19 protein-coding genes are annotated in these 21,018 nt (G+C 64.1%); 9 read left to right on the top strand and 10 right to left on the bottom strand.

Features of this window, described 5'->3' with window-relative positions; genetic code table 11:
- Positions 1 to 146 precede the first annotated feature (146 nt).
- From kdpE to H1204_RS11610, 10 genes are all read right to left on the bottom strand, one after another.
- Positions 147 to 845 carry a two-component system response regulator KdpE gene (gene kdpE, locus H1204_RS11565; protein ID WP_180728410.1) on the bottom strand — a complete coding sequence of 233 codons (699 nt, stop codon included), beginning with the start codon at positions 843 to 845 and terminating at the stop codon, positions 147 to 149.
- Entirely contained in the window at positions 842 to 3,703 is a 2,862-nt protein-coding gene (locus H1204_RS11570) for a DUF4118 domain-containing protein (RefSeq protein ID WP_180728411.1), read from the bottom strand. Before H1204_RS11570 ends, kdpE begins: the two co-directional genes overlap by 4 nt.
- A gap of 952 nt (positions 3,704 to 4,655) precedes the next feature.
- Positions 4,656 to 5,237 (bottom strand): potassium-transporting ATPase subunit KdpC, encoded by a 582-nt coding sequence (kdpC, locus tag H1204_RS11575; protein ID WP_180728412.1) that lies wholly within the window; start codon positions 5,235 to 5,237, stop codon positions 4,656 to 4,658.
- 47 nt (positions 5,238 to 5,284) lie between these two features.
- Positions 5,285 to 7,369: a potassium-transporting ATPase subunit KdpB gene (gene kdpB / locus H1204_RS11580; protein WP_180728413.1), complete on the bottom strand. Its 2,085-nt coding sequence runs from the start codon at positions 7,367 to 7,369 to the stop codon at positions 5,285 to 5,287.
- 96 nt (positions 7,370 to 7,465) lie between these two features.
- Positions 7,466 to 9,274: a potassium-transporting ATPase subunit KdpA gene (gene kdpA, locus H1204_RS11585; protein WP_180728414.1), complete on the bottom strand. Its 1,809-nt coding sequence runs from the start codon at positions 9,272 to 9,274 to the stop codon at positions 7,466 to 7,468.
- A complete protein-coding gene (gene kdpF / locus H1204_RS11590) occupies positions 9,271 to 9,363 on the bottom strand; it encodes a K(+)-transporting ATPase subunit F (protein ID WP_007583461.1) in 93 nt (30 codons plus the stop codon). The genes kdpA and kdpF overlap by 4 nt, the downstream gene beginning before the upstream one ends.
- Positions 9,360 to 9,473, bottom strand: a complete 114-nt coding sequence (locus H1204_RS11595; RefSeq protein WP_007583456.1) for a hypothetical protein — start codon at positions 9,471 to 9,473, stop codon at positions 9,360 to 9,362. Before H1204_RS11595 ends, kdpF begins: the two co-directional genes overlap by 4 nt.
- A 161-nt stretch (positions 9,474 to 9,634) precedes the next feature.
- Positions 9,635 to 10,609, bottom strand: coding sequence for a quinone oxidoreductase (locus tag H1204_RS11600; RefSeq protein WP_180728415.1), 975 nt, complete (start codon positions 10,607 to 10,609; stop codon positions 9,635 to 9,637).
- A gap of 59 nt (positions 10,610 to 10,668) precedes the next feature.
- On the bottom strand, positions 10,669 to 11,058 hold the full coding sequence (locus H1204_RS11605; RefSeq protein WP_180728416.1) for a methylglyoxal synthase: 390 nt from the start codon (positions 11,056 to 11,058) through the stop codon (positions 10,669 to 10,671).
- Between the two features lie 60 nt (positions 11,059 to 11,118).
- Positions 11,119 to 11,898, bottom strand: coding sequence for an SDR family oxidoreductase (locus H1204_RS11610; RefSeq protein ID WP_079499141.1), 780 nt, complete (start codon positions 11,896 to 11,898; stop codon positions 11,119 to 11,121).
- Between the two features lie 274 nt (positions 11,899 to 12,172).
- Here H1204_RS11610 and upp point away from each other — a divergent pair, with 274 nt between their 5' ends.
- The 9 genes from upp (at position 12,173) to rng (ending at position 20,988) form a co-directional block, all read left to right on the top strand.
- Complete coding sequence (gene upp, locus H1204_RS11615) at positions 12,173 to 12,823, top strand: uracil phosphoribosyltransferase (RefSeq protein WP_042316195.1); 651 nt, start codon at positions 12,173 to 12,175, stop codon at positions 12,821 to 12,823.
- Between the two features lie 609 nt (positions 12,824 to 13,432).
- A complete protein-coding gene (locus H1204_RS11620; RefSeq protein WP_180728417.1) occupies positions 13,433 to 14,161 on the top strand; it encodes a YebC/PmpR family DNA-binding transcriptional regulator in 729 nt (242 codons plus the stop codon).
- Positions 14,162 to 14,434: 273 nt separating this feature from the next.
- Positions 14,435 to 15,718, top strand: a complete 1,284-nt coding sequence (gene purD, locus H1204_RS11625; protein WP_180728418.1) for a phosphoribosylamine--glycine ligase — start codon at positions 14,435 to 14,437, stop codon at positions 15,716 to 15,718.
- Positions 15,719 to 15,996: 278 nt separating this feature from the next.
- The gene (gene hemF / locus H1204_RS11630; protein WP_180728419.1) at positions 15,997 to 16,929 is read left to right on the top strand and encodes an oxygen-dependent coproporphyrinogen oxidase; all 933 of its coding nucleotides are present in this window, start codon (positions 15,997 to 15,999) and stop codon (positions 16,927 to 16,929) included.
- Between the two features lie 51 nt (positions 16,930 to 16,980).
- A complete protein-coding gene (locus H1204_RS11635; RefSeq protein WP_180730938.1) occupies positions 16,981 to 17,721 on the top strand; it encodes a nicotinate-nucleotide adenylyltransferase in 741 nt (246 codons plus the stop codon).
- Positions 17,722 to 17,723: 2 nt separating this feature from the next.
- Positions 17,724 to 18,182, top strand: a complete 459-nt coding sequence (gene rsfS, locus H1204_RS11640) for a ribosome silencing factor (protein ID WP_180728420.1) — start codon at positions 17,724 to 17,726, stop codon at positions 18,180 to 18,182.
- A 70-nt stretch (positions 18,183 to 18,252) separates the two neighbouring features.
- The gene (rlmH, locus tag H1204_RS11645) at positions 18,253 to 18,723 is read left to right on the top strand and encodes a 23S rRNA (pseudouridine(1915)-N(3))-methyltransferase RlmH (RefSeq protein WP_007583432.1); all 471 of its coding nucleotides are present in this window, start codon (positions 18,253 to 18,255) and stop codon (positions 18,721 to 18,723) included.
- 159 nt (positions 18,724 to 18,882) lie between these two features.
- Entirely contained in the window at positions 18,883 to 19,509 is a 627-nt protein-coding gene (locus tag H1204_RS11650) for a Maf family protein (protein WP_180728421.1), read from the top strand.
- A gap of 9 nt (positions 19,510 to 19,518) precedes the next feature.
- The gene (gene rng / locus H1204_RS11655; RefSeq protein WP_180728422.1) at positions 19,519 to 20,988 is read left to right on the top strand and encodes a ribonuclease G; all 1,470 of its coding nucleotides are present in this window, start codon (positions 19,519 to 19,521) and stop codon (positions 20,986 to 20,988) included.
- Positions 20,989 to 21,018 lie beyond the last annotated feature (30 nt).

The raw sequence follows: 21,018 nt of genomic DNA on the forward strand, positions 1-21,018 counted from the left end.
ATGAAGATGGGGCCGTCCCCGTTGAAAGCGGATGCAGCAAGGTCGTCCTTGCCGTGTGTCATTATATCAAAATGGACGGACTACTACCGCCCTCTCATACCTGATCCGATATAACGCGACGCCATGCCGCGCCCTGTCGCGGTGGGTCAGGCGACGCCGACCAGCCGGTAGCCGACGCCCGTCTCCGTGACGATATGCTCGGGCTGCGCCGGATCGCGCTCCAACTTCTGCCGCAGATGCGCCATGTAGATGCGCAGATAGTGATGGCTTTCCACATGCGACGGCCCCCACACGTCGCGCAGCAGTTGCCGGTGTGTGAGCACGCGGCCCGCGTGGCGCACGAGCGTCGCGAGCAGCCGGTATTCGAGCGGCGTCAGATGGACAGGCTCGCCGTCGCGCGACACCTGGCGCAGCGCCAGATCGACGGTCACGCCGCCGAAGTGCACCTGCGGCGTCTCGTTGGCACCGCCCTGGTTGCGCCGGCGCAGATGCGCCCGAATCCGCGCGAGCAGTTCGGACACACCGAACGGCTTGGTCAGATAGTCGTCGGCGCCCGCGTCGAGCGCGGCCACCTTTTCGCTCTCCTGCGTGCGCGCCGACAGCACGATCACGGGCAGCTCGCTCCAGCCGCGCAGTTCGCGGATCACGTCGAGGCCGTCGGTGTCGGGCAGGCCGAGGTCGACGATCACGAGGTCGGGCTTTCGCGTCGCGGCTTCGATCAGCCCCTGCTTGCCCGTGGGCGCGTCGTACACGACCATGCCCTCGCTTTCCAGCGATGCCCGCACGAAGCGGCGAATCTGCTGTTCGTCTTCGATCAGTACGACAGTGATGCTCAGGTCACTCATGAGTGGGTATTCGGATGCGTGTCGGCTTGTTGTCGATGAGGCGGATCGGTGTCCTGCTCTTGCGCAGTGTCCTCGTCGAGGACGTCGGGCACGGGCGGCGGCGTTTCGATGGGCAGCGTGAACCAGAAGCGCGCGCCTTCGATGCGGCCGTCGGCGGCGACGCGGTTGGCCGCGCCGATTCTACCGCCATGCGCCTCGGCGATCGCGCGGCAGATCGCAAGGCCGAGGCCGATGCCCGGCTTCGCCGATTCCTTTTCGCCGCGCGTGAACTTCTCGAAGATGCGCGCTTCCATGCCGGGCGGCAAGCCCGGCCCTGTGTCGTCGACGGTCACGCGCACGAAGGGCTTGCCGTTCTCGTCGATGCGCTGCGCGCCGATTGTCAACGGCGTGTCGGGCGGCACGTACTTCGCCGCGTTCTCGAACAGGTTCGCGAAGAGTCGTTCAAGCAGCACGGCATCGAGTTGCAGCAACGGCAGATCGGCGGGCAGCGATACCTGCACAGGATGACGCGCGAGCGTGCGCCGGCAGTCGCGCAGCGCCGAGCCGACCGTCTCTTCGAGCAGCGACCATTGCCGGTTCAGCTTCAGACTGCCCGCCTGCAGGCGCGCCATGTCGAGCAGATTCGTGACGATGCCCGTCATGCGCAGCGCTTCTTCGTGGATCGCATCGACGAGTTCGCCTTGCGCCGCGTTGCTGGCGTCGCGCGGCTGACCGGCGAGCATCGAAGAAAAGCCGACGATCGCCGTGAGCGGCGTGCGCAGATCGTGCGAAATCGCCGACAGCAGCGAGTTGCGCAGCCGCTCGGACTCCATGTTCACGAGCGCATCGCGCGCGATATCGACGTAGTGCACGCGCTCCAGCGCGAGCGCGATTTGCGCGGCGAACGCGTCGAGCATGCGTTGCTGCTCGGGCACGTCGAGTTCGCGCTCGTCCTGCATCGCGACGGCCAGCACGCCGCGCGTACGCATCGGCGCCCGCAGCGGCAAATAGAGCGCCTTCGCGGCGGGCAACGTATCGGTGCCGTGGCCCGCGGGCTTCTGCTGGTCGTACACCCACTGACCGACATCGACGTCGAGCGAGGTCGCGTCGAGCATGATGGTCTCGTCGGGATCATCGACCTTCTGCTTCACCTGATCCGCGCTATCGGGCAACAGCACCGCGACACGCGCGCGGAACACCTCGCTCACATGACGGCTGCCGATGCCGACGATCTGCTCAGTCGTCAGCGCCGCCGCCAGTTCGCGCGCCATCGCGTACATGGCGCCCGTGCGCTGCTCGCGCCTGCGCGCGACGCTCGCCTCGTGTCGCAGGCTCGACGTCAGATGGCCGATCACGAGCGACGTCAGTAGCATGCCGAGAAAGGTCAGCAGATATTGCGTGTCCGACACCGACAACGACATGCGCGGCGGCACGAAGAAAAAGTCGAACGCGGCGACAGACAGGAACGACAGCATCACGCCCGGGCCGCGTCCCAACTTCACGGCCGTGAAGATCACGCCGAGCAGATACAGCATCACGAGGTTCGTGAGATCGATGCGGTCGATCAGCTGGCTCGCGATCAGCGTCACGCCCGCGCAGATCGCGACGGCCCACGCGTAATTGCGCGGCGGCGAACGGCGGTCGCGCGCGGCGATCAGCGCGTCGCGCCACGCGCGCCCTTCTTCGTCGGCGCGGCGATCGCGAGTCGTTCCTGCTTCGTCGTTGCTTGCGCGGATCAGCGTGAGATCGAGGTCGCTTGCGCGTTCCGCGAGGCGCTCGCCGAACGGGCGGCGCAACCAGCGCGCGAGGCCCGTGGCGGACGAGCCGCCTGCTATCAGCTTCGACACGTTGCGCACGCGCGCGTAGCCGATCAAGGTCGAGACGGCGTCGGCGCCCGCGAGCGTCGCCGTTTCCGCGCCGAGTTCGGTGGCGAGCTTGAGCGCGTCGAGCGTGCGTTCGCGGCGTGCGTCGGAGAGCCGTTGCAGCTTGGGCGTTTCGACGTAGACGGCGATCCAGTCCGCCTTCAGGCTCGCCGCGAGACGCGCGGCGGCGCGCACCAGCAGCGGCGCCTCGGGGCCGGGCCCGACGCACACGAGGAGCCGTTCGCGCGCCTGCCAGATGCGCTGGATCGAGCGGTCGGCGCGGTACTCGCGCATTTGCGCATCGACGCGGTCAGCCGTGCGGCGCAGCGCCAGTTCGCGCAACGCGATCAGATTGCCCTTACGGAAGAAGTTGCGCACGGCGCGCTCGGCCTGTTGCGGCATGTAGACCTTGCCGTCGCGCAGGCGGTCGAGCAGTTCTTCGGCGGGCAGGTCGACGAGCGTCACTTCGTCGGCGCGGTCGAAGACGCGGTCGGGGACTGTCTCCCATACGCGGATGCCGGTGATCTGGCCGACTACGTCGTTGAGGCTTTCGAGGTGCTGGACGTTGACGGTCGTGTAGACATCGATGCCGGCGTCGAGCAGTTCGTAGACGTCTTGCCAGCGTTTGGCGTGGCGGGCGCCTTGTACGTTCGAGTGGGCTAGCTCGTCTACGAGGATCAGTTGGGGTTTGCGTTCGAGCGCGGCGTCGAGGTCGAATTCGGCTAGCAGGCGGCCACGGTATTCGATGCGCGCGAGCGGCAGCACGTCGAGGTCTTTGAGCAGCGCTGCTGTTTCGTTGCGGCCGTGGGTTTCCGCTATTCCTACGACTACGTCGATGTTTTCTTCTTTTCGGCGACGTGCTGCTTGCAACATTGCATAGGTCTTGCCGACGCCGGCTGATGCGCCGAAAAAGATCTTCAGCTTGCCGCGTTGGCGTTTTTCTTCTTCTCGCTGGAGTTTGTCGAGTAGCTCGTCGGGGTCGGGGCGGGCATGGTGTTGGGTTTGGGGTTTTTGCACTTCCGTGCGGGTATGGTGACATGGTTTTTTTATGTCTGCGACGCTGAGGTGGGTTCCGCTTTGCGCGGGCGGTCTGGTTTTTTGGGGCTTTCGCTGGCATTCGCGATTTGCCTTCGTGCTTCGTGTGTCGCCCCTGTGCGCTTACCTATTCGCTGGCGTCCGCGTTTTGTTAGCTTGCTTCAAGCGTCGCCCCTGTGCGGGGCGGCACCTACTTTTCTTTGCCGCCGCAAAGAAAAGTAGGCGAAAGAAAGCGGCTAACACCGCCAGTTCTTGTGTTTGCCTGAGGGCCCCCAAAGGTTCCTACGCTTCACACGGCAACCACGTGACTCATGCTTGTTGCCGGCGCTCTAATTGAGCGCCTCACCCGCTTCATGCGCCCGCGTCGCCACACGCCGCGCCAGATAGTCTCCCGCCGCCAAGGTGGCAAACTGTGTGTAGGCCGTAGTACTGCACACGCCTCACCCCGAACCGAGAGCGCACGCGCACCACCCTGTAAGAGCGCCAAGCTATACGACGCGACAACCTACACACAGTTTGCCACCTGGGCGGCACATACCAGTCGCTGCCGCTCCCACATGCACGGGTAATCGAAGCGGGTGATGCGTTTATTCAAAGCGTTGGCAACGAACGTGAACAGGGGCGTTGCCGCGTGAGGCGTAAGACCCTTTGGGGGCCCTCAGGCAAAAACAGAAGCTGGCGGTGTGAGCCGCTTTCTTTTGCCTACTTTTCTTTGCGGCGGCAAAGAAAAGTAGGTGCCGCCCCGCACAGGGGCGACGCCTGAAGCAAGCTAACAAAACGCGGATGCCAGCGCCAGCGCAAGAGCAACAAAACCAAACCGGATGCCAGCGAAAACCGAAGCAAAACAACCCAGCGTCGCAGACAGAAAAAACCCAAAAAAAGCCCGGGGTCAACGCCATCACCAAAAAAAACGTCGCCCCGGGAAGGTCACAACTCACCCACGCTGCGCGTCATCCAGCGCAAGATTCAGCTCAAGCACATTAACCCGCGCCTCGCCAAACAACCCAAACTGCCGCCCACGCGTATAGCGATCAACAAGAGCAGCCACATCATTGGCATTCATCTTCCGCGCAGCGGCAACGCGCTCAACCTGAAAAGCCGCCGCCGCAGGCGAAATCTCCGGATCGAGACCGCTACCCGAAGAAGTCACGAGATCAACAGGAACAGCCGTGTCAGCAGGCATATGCCCAGCGGCCTTCAGAGCATCGATACGACCTTTAACCTCATCGGCAAGAGCCGGATTAATCGGCCCGAGATTCGAGCCACTCGACCCCTGCGCGTTATACGGCATCGGCGTCGTCGCCGACAAACGTCCCCAGAAGTACTGCGGCGCATCGAACTGCTGCCCGATCAGCCGCGACCCGACCACCTTGCCGTCCTTCTCGATCATGCTGCCATTGGCCTGATCGTGAAAAACAGCCTGGCCGAACGCCGTCATCACGGCAGGATACGCAAGCCCGGTCACAGCCGTCAGCACGGCAAAGATAACCACCATCGGGCGAAAAAGCGATTTCATGATTCAGATTCCTTTTTATCTGGCGATAGCCGTGAACGTCACAGCCATCAAACCCAACCGCACGCGGCCAGCACCATGTCGATCAGCTTGATGAACGGGAACGGCAGCAGAATCCCGCCCAACCCGTAGACCAGCAAATTACGACGCAGCAGCGAGGCAGCACCGAGCGGCCGATACGTCACACCCTTCAGCGCGAGCGGGATCAGCGCCACGATGATCAGCGCATTGAAGATCACCGCCGACAAAATCGCCGACGACGGCGAGCTCAGATGCATCACATCGAGCACGCGCAGCTGCGGATACGTGGTCGCGAACGCGGCCGGAATGATCGCGAAATACTTGGCGACGTCATTCGCAATCGAGAACGTCGTCAACGATCCGCGCGTCATCAGCATCTGCTTGCCGATCTCGACGATCTCGATCAGCTTGGTCGGATTCGAATCGAGATCGACCATGTTGCCCGCTTCCTTCGCGGCCTGCGTGCCCGTGTTCATCGCGACCGCAACGTCAGCCTGCGCGAGCGCGGGCGCATCGTTGGTGCCGTCGCCCGTCATCGCGACGAGCCGGCCTTCCGCCTGGTGCGCGCGGATCGTCGCGAGCTTCGTTTCCGGCGTGGCTTCCGCGAGGAAGTCGTCGACGCCCGCTTCCGCTGCAATGGCGGCCGCCGTCAGACGGTTGTCGCCCGTCACCATCACGGTCTTGATGCCCATCTTGCGCAGTTCGGCAAAGCGCTCCTTGATGCCGCCCTTCACCACGTCCTTCAACTCGATCACGCCAAGCACGCGCGCAATACCCGTGCCCTTCTCCGCCACCACGAGCGGCGTGCTGCCGCGCCGCGCGACTTCCGAGACGGCAGCCGTCGCTTCGGTCGGGAAGTGGCCACCGTGCGCTTCGACGTAGTGCTTCACCGCATCGGCCGCGCCCTTGCGGATTTCGCGGTCTTGCAGATCGACGCCGCTCATGCGCGTCTGCGCACTGAACGCGAGAAACACGGGATGCAGCGTGGCCATGTCGCGCTGACGGATATTGAAGCGCTGCTTCGCCAGCACCACGATACTGCGGCCTTCAGGCGTTTCATCCGACAGCGACGACAGTTGCGCGGCATCCGCGAGCGTTTCTTCCGCGATGCCCGCAACCGGAATGAACGCCGATGCCTGGCGGTTGCCGAGCGTGATCGTGCCCGTCTTGTCGAGCAGCAGCACGTCGACGTCACCTGCCGCTTCGACAGCGCGGCCCGACGTCGCGATCACGTTTGCCTGCATCATGCGGCTCATGCCCGCCACGCCGATCGCGGACAACAGGCCGCCGATCGTTGTCGGAATCAGGCACACGAGCAGCGCGACGAGCGCCGTGATCGTCACCACATGGCCCGCCTTCGCGGCTTCGACGGAGAACATCGAGAACGGCAACAGCGTCGCGGTGGCGAGCAGCAGCACGATGGTCAGCGCGACGAGCAGAATGGTCAGCGCGATTTCGTTCGGCGTCTTCTGACGCTTCGCGCCTTCGACCATCGCGATCATGCGGTCGAGGAACGCTTCACCTGGATTGGCCGTCACTTTCACGACGATCCAGTCCGACAGCACGCGCGTGCCGCCCGTCACCGACGAGAAGTCGCCGCCCGACTCGCGGATCACAGGCGCCGATTCACCCGTGATGGCCGACTCGTCGACGGACGCCACGCCTTCGATCACTTCGCCGTCGGCAGGAATCACATCGCCCGTTTCGACCAGCACGACGTCGCCGCGGCGCAGGTCCGAGGCCGTCATGATGCGGATCGGCGACTTCGGATGCGGCTCGTTGAGCTTCTTGGCCATCACGTCTTTCTTCGCGCTGCGCAGCGAGGCTGCCTGCGCTTTCGAGCGCCCTTCGGCGAGCGCTTCAGCGAAGTTCGCGAACAGCACCGTGAACCACAGCCACAGCGACACCGCGAGAATGAAGCCCGCGGGCGCCTCGGCCTGGCCCAGCAGCGCGGCGACCCAGAGGATCGTCGTCAGGATGCTGCCGACGTACACGCAGAACATCACCGGGTTGCGGAACTGCGTGTGCGGCTTGAGTTTCTTGAACGAGTCCACGATCGCCGGGCGCACGAGCGCCGGATCGAACATGGACCGGGTAGCGGAATGGTCAGTCATTTCTTCCTCTAATTGCTTCGCCGATTTGTTGCGCTTGCTTCTTGAGCCTGCTTCCTAAGCCTGCTTTTTGCGCTTTTGTGCGGCATATGCAGTCCGTTAGTGGCCCGCCGACATCATCATCAGATGTTCGACACCCGGGCCGAGCGCGAGCGCGGGCACATACGTGAGCGCGCCGACCAGCAGCACCGTGCCGAGCAGCAGCACGACGAACAGCGGTCCATGCGTCGGCAGCGTGCCGCCCGTCACCGCGATACGCTTCTTCGCGGCCAGCGAGCCGGCAATCGCGAGCACCGGGACGATCGTGCCGAAGCGGCCGAACCACATTGCGATCGCCGTGAGCCAGTTGTAGAACGGCGTGCTCACCGTGAGACCCGCGAACGCGCTGCCGTTGTTATTCGCGGCCGAACTGAACGCGTAGAGAATCTCGGAGAAGCCATGCGCGCCAGGGTTGGCGATGCCCGCCTTGCCCGCGTCGGTGAGCACGGCAATCGACGTCGCGACGAGCACAAGCAGCGGCGTGAGCAGCACGACGATCGACACCATCTTCATCTCGTACGCTTCGATCTTCTTGCCGACGTATTCAGGCGTGCGGCCGATCATCAGCCCCGCGACGAACACCGCAAGCAACGCGAACACCAGCATCCCGTACAGACCCGAACCCACGCCGCCGAAGATCACTTCGCCGAGTTGCATCAGGAGCATCGGCACGAGGCCGCCAAGCGGCGTCAGCGAGTCGTGGGTGTTGACCACGGCGCCGCATGAAGCCGCCGTCGTCGCAACCGTGAAGATGCCCGACTGCGCGATGCCGAAGCGCGTTTCCTTGCCTTCCATGTTGCCGCCCGGCTGCAGCGCGCTCGCCGACTGATCGACATGCAGCGACGTGAAGAGCGGATTGCCGCCCTGCTCCGCGCTGATCTCGCCTGCGATGCACACGGCGAATGCGATCGTCATCACCGCGAGCACGGCCACGCCTTGCCGGCGGTCGCCGATCATGCGGCCGAACACGAGACACAGCGCGGCAGGGATGATCAGGATCGAGAAGATCTGCACGAAGTTCGAGAACGGCGTCGGATTCTCGTACGGATGCGCGGAGTTGCCGTTGAAGAAGCCGCCGCCGTTCGTGCCGAGCATCTTGATCGCTTCCTGCGTGGCGACGGGGCCCATCGCGATGGTCTGCGTCTTGACAGGCGTATCGACCATCACCGGGTTGCCCTTCGCGTCTTTCACCGGGTTGCCCTGGGCATCCGTTTTCGGGGCGGAGTACGTGGTGGTCTGCAGCGTCGGCACGTCCTCGTACGACTTGAAGTTCTGGATTACGCCCTGGCTCATCAGGAGCGCTGCGATGATCGCAGACATCGGCAGCAGCACATAGAGCGTCACGCGCGTGATGTCGACCCAGAAGTTGCCGATGGTCTTCGCAGTGTGGCGCGCGAAGCCGCGTACCAGCGCGATCACGACGACGATGCCCGTCGCCGCCGACAGGAAGTTCTGCACCGTGAAGCCGAGCATCTGCGTCAGATAGCCGACCGTCTGTTCCGGCGTGTAGTCCTGCCAGTTCGTGTTGGTGACGAAGCTGATGGCCGTGTTGAAGGCGCCATCGACGGTCATCGCGCCGAATTGCTGCGGGTTGCCGGGCAGCCAGCCTTGCACGCGCAACAGCACGTAAAGGAACACGACGCCCAGCAGGTTGAACGCGATCGTCGCGATCGCGTAGTGTTTCCAGCCCATCTCCTGCTCAGGGTCGACGCCCGCGAGACGGTACAGCAGACGCTCGACAGGTCCACCCAGTTTGACGACGCGCGAGGTGCCATCCATCACGCGCGACAGATAGCGCGAGACGGGCACGGCGGCCGCGAGCAGCACGACGATGAATAGCGCCGGCTGCAAGACATTGTTGAGGTTCATTCAATGTCCTCCGCGCGCAGCAGCGCATAGACGAGATAAGCAAACAGCAGCGCGGTTGCCGCGCCCGAAAGCCAGAGGATCCAGTTCATGAGCGCGCTCCCTGACCACGGCCGTAGCGCGTCAACTTCTCGCATCCGGCGATCAACCCAAAGGTCAGCGCAGCAAAAAGCGCGATGCCCCCGACGTACAGCACATCCATTTGATGTTCTCCATTTGTTTGGCGATGGATGGTCGCAACGTTATGCCGATCGGCGTAAAGGGCAGGTCAAAGATGGGAGGGGGCGTGTAAAAAAGGTGTAAACGGAAAAGGCCGCTTCACGTCGCGCGTGAAGCGGCCTTCGTCGTTGCGGCGAGCGTTGCTTACGGCAGCAGAACCGTCGACCCCGTCGTCCTGCGCGCCTCCAGATCCGCATGCGCCTTACCCACGTCGGCGAGCGCATAGCGCTGATTGATGCTCGTCTTCACCTTGCCCGACGCAATCACGTCGAACAGTTCGGCCGACATCGCGTCGTAGTCGCTGCGCTTGCCCATATACGTAAAGAGCGTCGGCCGCGTAAAGAACAGCGAGCCGCGTCCGGCGAATTCCGACGAATCGATGGGCGGCAGCGGGCCCGATGCATTGCCGAAGCTCACGAACATGCCGAGCGGCGCCAGGCAATCGAGCGACGCCGTAAACGTGTCCTTGCCGATCGAGTCGTACACGACGGGCACGCCGGCGCCGTTCGTGATCTCGCGCACGCGCTTCGTGAAGTTCTCGCGCGTGTAGACGATAGGATGGTCGCAGCCGTGCGCCTTCGCGATCTCCGCCTTCTCGTCGGAACCGACCGTGCCGATCACCGTGGCGCCCAGCGCCTTCGCCCACTGGCACACGAGCAGCCCGACGCCGCCCGCGGCCGCCTGGATCAGGATCGTGTCGCCCTGCTTCACGCGATACGTGCGGCGCAGCAGGTATTGCGCGGTCAGCCCTTGCAGCATGACGGAAGCGGCTTGTTCGTAGTCGATCGCATCGGGCAGTTTCACGACCTGCGCAGCGGGCAGCACACGCTCTTGCGCGTACGCGCCCGGTGGCCGCGCGACGTAGGCGACGCGGTCGCCCGCCTTCAGGTCCGTCACGCCGGCGCCGACGGCGATCACCTCGCCCGCCGCCTCCATCCCGAGGCCGCCCGGCAACGGCAGCGGATACAGCCCCGTGCGGAAATACACGTCGATATAGTTCAGGCCGACGGCATGCTGTTTGATGCGGATTTCGCCGTTGCCCGGCTCGCCCACTTCGACGTCGACCCACTTCATCACTTCCGGGCCGCCTGTCTTGTCGAATCGAATTGCCTTGGTCATGTCGTCTCCAGATTGATTCGTTGCCTGGTTCGTTGCGCGGTGGAAAGCCGCCGACGTCGTCAAACCTGATGCGTGAGGCGCAGCGTCAGCACGTCGAGGATCATTCGCGCCGTCGAGATGTTGGTCGCGCACGGCACGTTGTGGACATCGCACGCGCGCACCAGCGCATTGATGTCCGGCTCATGCGGCTGCGGCGTCATCGGGTCGCGCAGGAAAATCACCATATCGACATTGCCCTCGGCCAGTTGCGCGCCGATCTGCAGGTCGCCGCCGTGCGGGCCGGACAGCATCCGCTCGACTTTCAGGCCATGCGCGTCGGTGATGCGCGAGCCCGTCGTGCCCGTCGCGATCAGATCGCAGCGAGCCAGCGTGTCCACGTACTCGCCCGCCAGCCTGACGATGTCATCCTTCTTATGATCGTGCGCGATCAGCGCGACGCGTGTTGTCATGTTGTTGCTCCTCTTGTGTTGTCGTTATGGTGTTTGCGGTGTGCCGCAAAGGGCCGTGCATCAATAGGTGCCGGGATACGAGCCGCCGTCGATCAGCCAGTTCTGCCCGGTGATATAACCCGCGTGCACGCTGCACAGGAACGCGCAGGCGCGGCCGAACTCGTCGGGCGTGCCGAAGCGGCGCGCGGGAATCGTCGCCATGCGCTGCTTGCGCGCTTCGTCGACGGAGATGTTCTGCGATTTCGCCGATGCCTCGAACGTCACGGCGATGCGGTCCGTGTCGAACAGGCCCGGCAGCAGGTTGTTGATCGTCACGCCGTCCGGTGCCACCTTGCGTGCGACGCCCGCGACGAAGCCCGTGAGCCCCGAGCGCGCGCCGTTCGACAGGCCGAGCACATCGATAGGCGCCTTCACCGACGAACTGGTGATATTCACCACGCGTCCAAAGCCACGCGAGATCATGCCGTCGATGGTCGCGCGGATCAGTTCGATCGGCGTGAGCATGTTCGCTTCGAGCGCGCGAATCCAGTCGTCGTGCGTGAAGTTGCGGAAGTCACCGGGCGGCGGGCCGCCCGCATTGTTGACGAGAATATCCGGCTGCGGACACGCGGCGAGCGCCGCGGCGCGGCCTTCGGGCGTGGTGATGTCGCAGGCCACCGCTTTCACGTCGACGCCCGTCTTCGAGCGGATCGCGGCCGCCGTGGCTTCGAGCGTTTCCGCCGTGCGCGCGACGATCGTCACGTTCACGCCTTCCGCCGCCAGCGCCTCGGCGCAGCCACGCCCCAGTCCCTTGCTTGCCGCGCACACCAGCGCGGTCTTTCCAGCGATGCCCAGATCCATGTGTATTTTCCTGTTGTCGTGCGCGCAATGAGCGGGACATGCCTGCGCGTTGCGCCCGGGGTGGTCGGTCAACTGTCCCCTGATTCTAGAAGAATCGACGCGGCGTTGCCGGACGTCGCTGATATACCTTTCATCAGCCTCCCGTCTTTTTGCGCTGGCGTTCCGGTAAACTCGCGCCTATGGCGCCACCGTTCGCCGCCGCCCGACGCGGGCTGCGCGAGCGCCGCGCCAACCTATCGTCAGCCAGCTCAACTTCGCCGCGAGGCGCCCCGTCATGACTCAGGACAGCCGTTTTCCCAATCTTTTCATCCTCGATCACCCGCTGATCCAGCACAAGCTGTCGCACATGCGCGACCGCGACACGTCCACGCGGACGTTCCGCGAACTGCTGCGCGAGATCACGCTGCTGATGGGCTACGAAATCACCCGCAACCTGCCGATGACGACTCGTCGCGTGAGCACGCCGCTCGTCGATATCGACGCGCCTGTGATTGCTGGCAAGAAGCTTGCAATCGTGCCCGTGCTGCGCGCGGGTGTTGGCATGTCGGACGGGCTGCTGGAACTGATTCCGTCGGCGCGGGTCGGGCATATTGGGGTGTATCGCGATGATGATCATCGGCCCGTCGAGTATCTGGTGCGGTTGCCGGATCTCGAGGATCGTATTTTTATTCTTTGTGATCCGATGGTCGCGACGGGGTATTCGGCTGTGCATGCTATCGATGTGCTGAAGCGACGCGGTGTCGCGGGGGAGAATATCTCGTTCCTCGCGCTTGTTGCTGCGCCTGAAGGCGTGCAGGTGTTTCAGGATGCTCATCCTGACGTGAAGCTGTACGTTGCTTCGCTCGATTTGCATCTGAATGAGCATGCTTACATTATTCCTGGGCTTGGGGATGCTGGGGATCGGTTGTTCGGGACGAAGAACTAGTTTTTTGCCCTTCGGGCCGTTCTTGGGTTTGCCGTGGCGTTCGCGGTTTGACTTCGTGGCGTGGCCGGTTTGTTTTGCTTGTGCTTGCGCTGGCATCCGCGTTTCGTTATCTGGCTTCATGCGTCGCCCCTGTGCATTTGCCTTTCGCTGGCATCCGCGATTCGTTAGCGTGCTTCACGCGTCGCCCCTGTGCGGGGCGACGCGTGAAGCACGAAGGCATAGCGCGGATGCCAGCGCAAAGGCCCAAAAAACCAAACCGGATGCCAGCGCAAAGCCGAAGCAAACCACCCAGCGTCGCAGACAAAACCAAAAACCAAAACCAAACCCCATGGCCCCTGCGGCCACCCCCTCCCATGATAAAATCTCGGTCTGCCCACCGAACGGGCGGCACACCCACCACCGGCATTGCGATGGCCGATTCCGTCGATCTTAAGACGTTTGCGCGGCGTCCTTCCCGGCACACCACCGCCGAACAGGCGCGCAAGCCACAGCATTCCAGGGTGCGACCAGACTGACATCGGGGCGCGAGCGCACATCCGCCACGCCCGACAAACGCAACGACAATTGCACAATGCGTGCGCCCCGCTGGCGCGCGCGACGGAGAAAGGTATGGCGGGTCATTCGAAATGGGCCAACATCAAGCATAAGAAAGCAGCGGCCGATGCCAAGAAGGGCAAGGTCTGGACGCGGCTCATCAAGGAAATCCAGGTCGCGGCCCGCATGGGCGGCGGCGACATCGACTCGAACCCGCGTCTGCGGCTCGCCGTCGACAAGGCGTACGACGCCAACATGCCGAAAGACAACATCAACCGCGCCATCCAGCGCGGCGTCGGCGGTGTAGATGGCGCGAACTACGAAGAAATCCGCTACGAAGGCTACGGCATCGGCGGCGCCGCCGTCATCGTCGACACGATGACGGACAACCGCACCCGCACCGTCGCGGAAGTGCGCCACGCGTTCTCGAAGTTCGGCGGCAACATGGGCACGGACGGCTCGGTGTCGTTCATGTTCGATCACGTCGGCCAGTTCCTGTTCGCGCCCGGCACGCCCGAAGACAAGCTGATGGAAGCCGCCCTCGAAGCGGGCGCCGACGACGTCGTCACGAACGACGACGGCAGCATCGAAGTGGTCTGCCCGCCGAATGACTTCCCGAAGGTCAAGTCCGCGCTCGAAGCCGCCGGCTTCAAGGCGGAAGTCGCGGAAGTGACAATGAAGCCGCAAACGGAAGTCGAATTCACGGGCGACGACGCCGTCAAGATGCAAAAGTTGCTCGACGCGCTTGAGAATCTGGACGACGTGCAAGAGGTCTACACGAACGCGGCCATCGCCGACGAGTGAGGCGGCAAGTGAGCGCGCCGCCCCGATCAGGGTTCCCGTCCCGGTTCCCAACAATGACGGGCAGTCGCTGCGCTCCTTCCAGCGCTCGCCGCGCGGGCGTTCGGGCATTGACACGGGCGCGTCGTTCGCCGCGTATTTCTCTGCTTTTCCCGCCACATGGCCCAGCTTTGTGGCCTGTCTCACAGGCAACGCGTTCGCGTTGTGCGAAGGTAGATATCCACGGCTCGCGCCACTGCGCGGGCCGTTCATGGTTTTTAGCATTCGGGGAATCACATGAAGTTACTCGTCGTCGGTTCCGGCGGTCGCGAGCATGCGCTCGCATGGAAGCTCGCGCAGTCGCCACGCGTGCAGCTCGTCTATGTCGCGCCTGGCAACGGCGGCACCGCGCAGGACGACCGTCTGCTCAACATCGGCATCACCGATCCGAGCGCGCTCGCCGACTTCGTCGAGAAAGAGCAGATCGCGTTCACGCTGGTCGGCCCGGAGCAGCCGCTCGCGGCGGGCATCGTCAATATCTTCCGCGCGCGCGGCCTGAAAATCTTCGGCCCGACGAAGGAAGCGGCGCAGCTCGAAAGCTCGAAGGACTTCGCGAAGGCGTTCATGAAGCGCCACGCGATCCCGACAGCGGAATACGAGACCTTCTCGGACGTGGCTGCCGCGCACGCCTACATCGACGCGAAGGGCGCGCCCATCGTCATCAAGGCCGACGGCCTTGCGGCCGGCAAGGGCGTGGTCGTCGCACAGACGCTCGAAGAAGCGCACCACGCCGTCGACATGATGCTGTCGGACAACAAGCTCGGCGATGCGGGCGCGCGCGTCGTGATCGAAGAGTTCCTTGCCGGCGAAGAAGCCAGCTTCATTGTGATGGTGGACGGCATCAACGTGCTGGCGCTGGCGTCGAGCCAGGACCACAAGCGGCTGCTGGACGGCGATCAGGGCCCGAACACGGGCGGCATGGGCGCCTACTCGCCCGCGCCCATCGTCACGCCGCAGTTGCACGCGCGCGTGATGCGCGAAATCATCCTGCCGACCGTGCGCGGCATGGAGAAGGAAGGCATCCGCTTCACCGGCTTCCTGTACGCCGGCCTGATGATCGACGCGCAAGGCAACCCGAAAACGCTCGAGTTCAACTGCCGGATGGGCGACCCGGAAACGCAGCCGATCATGGCGCGCCTGAAGGGCGACTTCTCGAAGGTCGTCGAGCAGGCGATCGCGGGCACGCTGGATACGGTGGAACTGGAATGGGACCGCCGCACGGCGCTGGGCGTGGTGCTGGCCGCGCACAACTATCCGGAAGCGCCGCGCAAGGGCGACTTCATCAGCGGCATTCCTGTCGAGACGGCGGACGCCGTGACGTTCCATGCGGGCACGGCGCTGGCGGACGGCAAGCTGACGACGACGGGCGGACGCGTGCTGTGCGTCGTCGGACTGGCCGACTCGGTGCGCAGCGCGCAATCGGTCGCGTATGAGGCGATCAACCATATTTCGTTCGACGGCATGCAGTATCGCCGCGACATCGGTTATCGCGCGGCCAACCGCAAGCACAGCCATAGCTGACGCTCTCCACGCAAAAGCACTCCCGGCGCGGCGATCGGGCACTTGCCCCGGACACGCGACACGGCCCTCTGGGGCCAGTTGACCGCGCCGGCGCTACACTTGGGTTTGCCGGCAGAGGTTTGCGACTGCGGGCAGCGAAGTGCGCCCGGCCGCTGGCGGGCGACGGCAACCGTCACGACGGAAGCCGCGAACCTCCCCGCTGCCATCGCTTCGCGCCCAACCTGTCCTATCGAGACCCGACCGCGCCAGCGTTCCGAACCTGCCGCGCCCCACACACCATGACCGATTCGATTCACGACGCCCACGATACCCAGACAGTCCGCAGCTGGATGCAAGGCCTGCAGACGCGGATCGCCGACGCGCTCGGCGCATTCGACGGCACGCCGCTCGCCACCGACAGCTGGCAGCGCGCGCCCGGCGAAAAGCTGCGCGGCGGCGGCTGCACGCGCATTCTGGAAGACGGCCAGTTCTTCGAGCGCGCGGGCATCGGCTTCTCGGATGTGCAGGGCGACGCACTGCCCGGCTCCGCCAGTGCGCTGCGCCCGCAACTGGCGGGACGTGGATTCGAGGCGATGGGCGTCTCGCTGGTGCTGCATCCGCGCAACCCGTACTGCCCGACCGTCCACATGAACGTGCGGCTGCTCGTCGCGACGAAAGCCGGCGAAGCGCCCGTGTTCTGGTTCGGCGGCGGCATGGATCTGACGCCCTACTACGGTTTTGAAGAGGACGCGCAGCATTTTCATCGCGTCTGCCGCGACGCGCTGCAACCGTATGGCGACGATCTCTACCCGCGCTTCAAGCGCTGGTGCGACGACTATTTCTTCCTGAAGCACCGCAACGAGCCGCGCGGCATCGGCGGGATTTTCTTCGACGACTACGCGGAGCCCGGCTTCGAGCAGTCGTTTGCGATGGTCAAGAGTGTCGGCGATGCGTTTCTGGACGCGTATCTGCCCATCATCGAAAAACGCCGCGACATGCCATACGGCGAAGCCCAGCGCGACTTCCAGGCCTACCGGCGCGGACGGTATGTCGAGTTCAACCTCGTCTTCGACCGTGGCACACTGTTCGGGCTGCAAAGCGGCGGCCGCACGGAATCGATCCTGATGTCGATGCCGCCTGTCGTAAACTGGCGCTACAACTGGCAGCCCGAGCCGGGCACGCCGGAAGCGCGCCTGACCAGCGACTTTCTCGTGCCGCGCGAGTGGGTCTGACGCGCTCCGCCGCGCGCTACCCGCTTCTACTGACAGGCAAAGGAACCGCAACTGAATCCGACCGCTCAATCCGTCGCACCTCAACGGGCATCGCGCCGACGCATCGGCATACTCGGCGGCACGTTCGACCCGATCCACGACGGCCATCTCGCGCTCGCGCGACGTTTCGCCGAGGCGCTCGATCTGACCGAACTCGTTCTGATGCCGGCTGGCCAGCCGTGGCAGAAGGCGGACGTATCGGCGGCCGAAGACCGGCTCGCGATGACGCGCGCGGCCGCCGCGTCGCTGACCCTGCCGGGCACGAGGGTCAGTGTCGCCACGGATGAAATCGAGCACGATGGCCCTACTTATACGGTCGAAACACTGCGGCGCTGGCGCGAACGCGAAGGCGCCGACGCATCGATCTCGCTTCTGATCGGCGCCGACCAGCTCGTGCGGCTCGACACTTGGCGCGACTGGCAGCGCCTGTTCGACTATGCGCATATCGCCGCCGCGACACGCCCGGGCTTCGACGTAACGGCCGTGCCGGCCCCCGTCGCGGCAGCCATCGCGCAGCGCGCGGCGCAAGCCGGCACGCTGCAGGCAACACCCGCCGGGCATTTGCTGATCGACACGTCGCTTGCGTTCGACGTGTCGGCCACCGACATCCGCGCGCACCTGCGCGCGTGGTTCGAAAACGATGCGGACGCCTCTGCAAGCGGCGCTGCCGCCCACGGCCAGTCCGCACCAAATCACGTCCCCACTGCTGTGTGGGACTATATTGTTCAACATCACCTGTACCAACACCGGTAACCATGGATATACGCAAGCTGCAACGCGCGATCGTCGACGGACTCGAAGACGTCAAGGCGCAAGACATCAGGGTGTTCAACACCAGCCACCTCACCGAACTGTTCGACCGCGTCATCGTCGCGAGCGGCACGTCGAACCGCCAGACCAAGGCGCTCGCGTCCAGCGTGCGCGAAAAGGTCAAGGAAGCAGGCGGCGACATCATCAGCACCGAGGGAGAAGACATCGGCGAATGGGTGCTGGTCGACTGTGGCGACGCCGTCGTGCACATCCTTCAGCCGGCCCTGCGCCAGTACTACAACCTCGAAGAGATCTGGGGCGACAAGCCGGTGCGCGTGAAGCTGTCGACGCCGAACCCGTTCGGCGGCGCGCGCCCGTCCGAGCCGCTCGACGACGAGGACGAAGAGGAAGAAGCACCCGTCGCGCGTCCCGCACGCAAGGCACCTGCCCGCCGCCGCTCGTGAGCGTGCCGCTGTCCACGACAATGTTGGCGCCTGCCGCCAGGGGCGGCGCTGACCGGACGCGAGGCTGACGATGAAACTGCATATCGTCGCGGTTGGTCACAAGATGCCGGACTGGATCGCCACGGGCTTCGACGAGTACGCGAAGCGCATGCCGCCCGAGCTGCGGATCGAACTGCGCGAACTCAAGCCCGAGCAACGTTCGTCGGGCCGCTCCGCGGAAAGCGTGATGGCCGCCGAGCGCCAGAAGATCGAAGCCGCGTTGCCGAAGAACGCGCGCATCGTCGCGCTCGATGAACGCGGCAAGGACTGGACCACGATGCAGCTCGCCAACGCCCTACCCTCGTGGCAACAGGACGGGCGCGACGTTGCGTTTCTGATCGGCGGAGCGGACGGGCTCGACCCCGAACTGAAGGCGCGCGCGGACATGCTGCTGCGCCTGTCGAGCCTCACGCTGCCGCACGCGATGGTGCGTGTGCTGCTTGCCGAGCAACTGTATCGCGCGTGGACCATCACGCAGAATCATCCGTATCATCGGGCCTGAACTCCGGGTCTGAACACACCTTCATCTTCCGGCTGTCCCTCACCGTGCACAACCTGGCCGAATGGCCAGGTTGTGCCGTCTGTGCCATCTGTTACGCTCAACGCTTTCGTCGGCTTGCGCCTTTGCCGAGCCGCGTCTCCCGTTTCTTGAAGCCGATCCATGTCCAATCAGTCCGCTGTCTTTCCGTTCGTCTATCTCGCGTCGCAAAGCCCGCGCCGCCAGGAGTTGCTCACGCAACTGGGCGTGCGCTTCGAACTGCTGCTGCCGCGCCCCGATGAAGACGCTGAAGCACTCGAAGCCGAGTTGCCCGGCGAGCGCGCGCACGACTACGTGATGCGCGTGTGCATCGCGAAAGCGCATGCGGCGCGCGCGCGGCTCGTCGCGGGCGGCCACGCGAATGCGCCCATTCTGGTTGCCGACACAACCGTCACGATCGACGATGCGATTCTCGGCAAGCCGATCGATGCAGACGACGCCGTCGCCATGCTCATGCGGCTCGCGGGCCGCGATCATGAAGTGCTGACCTCCGTGGCCGTCGTCGATGCACATGGCGAATTGCTCGCGCCCGCGCTATCGGTATCGCGAGTGCGCTTTGCTGCAGTGCAAATCGACGCACTGCGCCGCTACGCAGCAAGCGGCGAGCCGCTCGGCAAGGCGGGTGCGTATGGCATTCAAGGGCGCGTGGCGGAGTTTATCGAGCATATCGACGGGTCCTATTCAGGTATCATGGGTTTGCCATTGTTTGAAACCGCTGCCCTTCTACGTGCGGCGCGCATCGACTTCTAAAACAACACCATGAACGAAGAAATCCTGATTAACGTTACGCCACAGGAGACGCGCGTAGCGTTGGTCCAGCAGGGCGCAGTGCAGGAGCTTCACGTCGAGCGCACGCTGTCGCGCGGGCGCGTCGGCAATGTCTATCTCGGCAAGGTAGTGCGCGTGCTGCCGGGCATGCAGTCCGCGTTTATCGATATCGGTCTGGAACGCGCCGCGTTTCTGCACGTTGCCGATATCTGGCATCCGCGGCTCGCGGGCGAAACGCAACAGCAGGTGCCGCATCAGCCCATTGAGAAAATCGTCTTCGAAGGGCAAACGCTGATGGTCCAGGTCGTCAAGGACCCGATCGGCACGAAAGGCGCGCGGCTGTCCACGCAGGTGAGCATTGCGGGGCGCACGCTCGTCTATCTGCCGCAGGAACCGCATATCGGCATTTCGCAAAAGATCGAAAGCGAAGCCGAGCGCGAGGCCGTGCGTGCGCGGCTGACGTCGGTGTTGCCCGTCGACGAGAAAGGCGGATACATCGTGCGCACCATCGCAGAAGACGCGACGAGCGAAGAACTGGCGGGTGACGTTGCGTATCTGCGCAAGACATGGGCGACGATACTTTCGCAGGGGCAGCGCATGCCGCCCACGAGCCTGCTTTATCAGGACTTGAATCTCGCGCAGCGCGTGCTGCGCGATTTCGTCAATGACGAGACCACGCGTATTCAGGTGGATTCGCGCGAGACGTATCAGATGCTCGCGGAATTCGCGGCCGAGTTCACGCCCGCTGTGTCGTCGAAGCTGCATCACTACACGGGCGAGCGTCCCCTCTTCGATCTGTACAACATCGAGACGGAAATCCAGCGCGCGCTGTCAAGACGTGTTGATCTGAAGTCGGGCGGCTATCTGGTGATCGACCAGACCGAGGCGATGACGACCATCGACGTGAACACGGGCGGCTACGTCGGCGCGCGCAACTTCGACGACACGATCTTCAAGACCAATCTCGAAGCAGCGCATACGATCGCGCGTCAGTTGCGGCTGCGCAATCTGGGCGGCGTGATCATCATCGACTTCATCGATATGGAGAACGTCGAGCATCGCGATCAGGTGCTCAACGAACTGAAGAAGGCACTTTCGCGCGACCGCACGCGCGTAACGGTCAACGGGTTCTCGCAGCTCGGGTTGGTCGAGATGACGAGAAAGCGCACGCGTGAGTCGCTTGCGCATGTGCTGTGCGAGCCGTGCCCTATTTGCCAGGGCAAGGGGCAGGTGAAGACGGCGCGTACCGTGTGCTATGACGTGCTGCGGGAAATTCTGCGTGAGTCGCGCCAGTTCAATCCACGTGAGTTTCGCGTGGTCGCGTCGCAGCAGGTGATCGATCTGTTTCTCGAAGAAGAATCGCAACATCTGGCCATGCTGATGGATTTCATCGGCAAGCCGGTTTCGCTGCAGGTTGAGTCGAATCTGAGTCAGGAGCAGTACGATATTGTGCTGATGTAATTCGCCCCCCTCTCCCGCGCACCTCTGATG

The sequence above is a fragment of the Paraburkholderia sp. PGU19 genome (assembly GCF_013426915.1).
In the GTDB taxonomy this organism is placed as follows: Bacteria; Pseudomonadota; Gammaproteobacteria; order Burkholderiales; family Burkholderiaceae; genus Paraburkholderia.

Excerpts from the sequence above, each read along its gene's own strand:
- kdpE (WP_180728410.1), bottom strand. The coding sequence starts at position 845 with ATGAGTGACCTGAGCATCACTGTCGTACTGATCGAAGACGAACAGCAG.
- kdpC (WP_180728412.1), bottom strand. The coding sequence starts at position 5,237 with ATGAAATCGCTTTTTCGCCCGATGGTGGTTATCTTTGCCGTGCTGACG.
- kdpB (WP_180728413.1), bottom strand. The coding sequence starts at position 7,369 with ATGACTGACCATTCCGCTACCCGGTCCATGTTCGATCCGGCGCTCGTG.
- kdpA (WP_180728414.1), bottom strand. The coding sequence starts at position 9,274 with ATGAACCTCAACAATGTCTTGCAGCCGGCGCTATTCATCGTCGTGCTG.
- kdpF (WP_007583461.1), bottom strand. The coding sequence starts at position 9,363 with ATGAACTGGATCCTCTGGCTTTCGGGCGCGGCAACCGCGCTGCTGTTT.
- H1204_RS11595 (WP_007583456.1), bottom strand. The coding sequence starts at position 9,473 with ATGGATGTGCTGTACGTCGGGGGCATCGCGCTTTTTGCTGCGCTGACC.
- H1204_RS11600 (WP_180728415.1), bottom strand. The coding sequence starts at position 10,609 with ATGACCAAGGCAATTCGATTCGACAAGACAGGCGGCCCGGAAGTGATG.
- H1204_RS11605 (WP_180728416.1), bottom strand. The coding sequence starts at position 11,058 with ATGACAACACGCGTCGCGCTGATCGCGCACGATCATAAGAAGGATGAC.
- H1204_RS11610 (WP_079499141.1), bottom strand. The coding sequence starts at position 11,898 with ATGGATCTGGGCATCGCTGGAAAGACCGCGCTGGTGTGCGCGGCAAGC.
- upp (WP_042316195.1), top strand. The coding sequence starts at position 12,173 with ATGACTCAGGACAGCCGTTTTCCCAATCTTTTCATCCTCGATCACCCG.
- H1204_RS11620 (WP_180728417.1), top strand. The coding sequence starts at position 13,433 with ATGGCGGGTCATTCGAAATGGGCCAACATCAAGCATAAGAAAGCAGCG.
- purD (WP_180728418.1), top strand. The coding sequence starts at position 14,435 with ATGAAGTTACTCGTCGTCGGTTCCGGCGGTCGCGAGCATGCGCTCGCA.
- hemF (WP_180728419.1), top strand. The coding sequence starts at position 15,997 with ATGACCGATTCGATTCACGACGCCCACGATACCCAGACAGTCCGCAGC.
- rsfS (WP_180728420.1), top strand. The coding sequence starts at position 17,724 with ATGGATATACGCAAGCTGCAACGCGCGATCGTCGACGGACTCGAAGAC.
- rlmH (WP_007583432.1), top strand. The coding sequence starts at position 18,253 with ATGAAACTGCATATCGTCGCGGTTGGTCACAAGATGCCGGACTGGATC.
- H1204_RS11650 (WP_180728421.1), top strand. The coding sequence starts at position 18,883 with ATGTCCAATCAGTCCGCTGTCTTTCCGTTCGTCTATCTCGCGTCGCAA.
- rng (WP_180728422.1), top strand. The coding sequence starts at position 19,519 with ATGAACGAAGAAATCCTGATTAACGTTACGCCACAGGAGACGCGCGTA.